The 1,407-nt window shown below is 69.0% G+C and carries 1 protein-coding gene; it reads left to right on the forward strand.

Translation table 11 applies throughout. The annotated features are described in order from the left end of the window. Positions 1–1,407, forward strand: a 1,407-nt coding sequence (locus tag IEY79_RS37045; protein ID WP_229701463.1) for a condensation domain-containing protein, incomplete at both ends; no start/stop codon positions are given.

Consider the following 1,407-nt stretch of genomic DNA (forward strand, 5'->3'; position numbering starts at 1 on the left):
CACCGACCTCTTCGACCGGCCCACCCCCGAACTCCTGGCCACCACGATGACGAACGGGGACGGAGAGAGCCCGAGGAAGGGCGTGGGTTCTGTGCCGCGTCCTGAGGTGTTGCCGTTGTCCTCGGCGCAGCAGCGGATGTGGTTCGCCAACCAGGTGGACCCCAGGGGCTACGTCGTTCCGGTCTGCCTGAGACTGAGCGGTGTTCTCGACCGGGCCGCGCTGGCGCAGGCGTGGGACGATGTGATCGACCGGCACGAGATTCTGCGGACCCGCTACCCGCACTTGGACGGCGTGCCCCACCAGGAGATCCTGCCGCCCGCGCCCGGGCTCGCGCCACTTCAGGCCCGGAAGGTGCCCGCGCCCGCGGTCGCCGGCCGGATCGCGGAGTGCGTCGGTTTCCCTTTCGACCTGACCGCCGAACTGCCGGTGAAGGCATGGCTGTTCACCGTCGACGGCCTCGACGAGAACGAGAACGACGTTGGTTCCGGGACCGGTGAGCATGTGCTGCTGCTGTCGGTCCATCACATCGCCACGGACGAGTTGTCGTCCGGGCCGCTCATGGACGACCTGTCGCTGGCCTACACGGCACGGTGCGAGGGGCGGCAGGTCCCCTGGAAGCCGCTGCCGGTGCAGTACGCCGACTACGCGGTGTGGCAGGCGGCACTTCTCGACCCGTCCGACACCGCCGAGGAGATGGCGCAGGGCCTCGCGTACTGGAAGCGAACGCTGGAGGGCATGCCGGAGAGGCTCCCGCTCCCGGTGGATCGGCCGTACCCGGCTCGTCCTCGCCAGGAGGCGGGAGGCGTGGACTTCGTCGTACCGGCGGAGGTCCATCAGGCGCTGGTGGGGCTGGCGTCGCGGAGCCGGGCCACGCTGTTCATGGTGATGCAGGCCGCGTTGGCCGCAGTGCTCGGCAGGCACGGCGTGGGTGACGACATTCCGATCGCGACCCCGGTGGCCGGCCGGTACGACGAGTCACTGGACGACCTGGTCGGGTGTTTCATCAACACGATCTGTCTGCGAACCCCCACGCGGGCGGCGATGACCTTCACCAAGGCGGTGGAGGCGGCCCGAGAGGTGACGCTGGGAGCCCTCGCCCACCAGGACGTGCCGTTCGAGCAGGTGATCCGGGAGATCAACCCGGACCGGTCCGGCGACGGGACCGGGTTTGTCCAGGTACTGCTGTCGGTCCTCCACTCCCTCCCCGACGACGCACGGCTGCCCGGACTCTCGGTCGTGGAAGAGGGCGCGTTGCAGGAACTGGTGCCGGGCGACCTGTCGCTCCATCTGCTGGCCTCGGGCGACTCTGCCGGAGAACCGGGGGAGATCCGGGGGCACCTGGCTTATCGGCTGGATTTGTTTGATGAGGTGTCGGTGCGGGGGTTGGTGGATCGGTTTGTGCGGTT

This window comes from Streptomyces camponoticapitis (assembly GCF_014646115.1).
Classification (GTDB): Bacteria; Actinomycetota; Actinomycetes; order Streptomycetales; family Streptomycetaceae; genus Streptomyces; species Streptomyces camponoticapitis.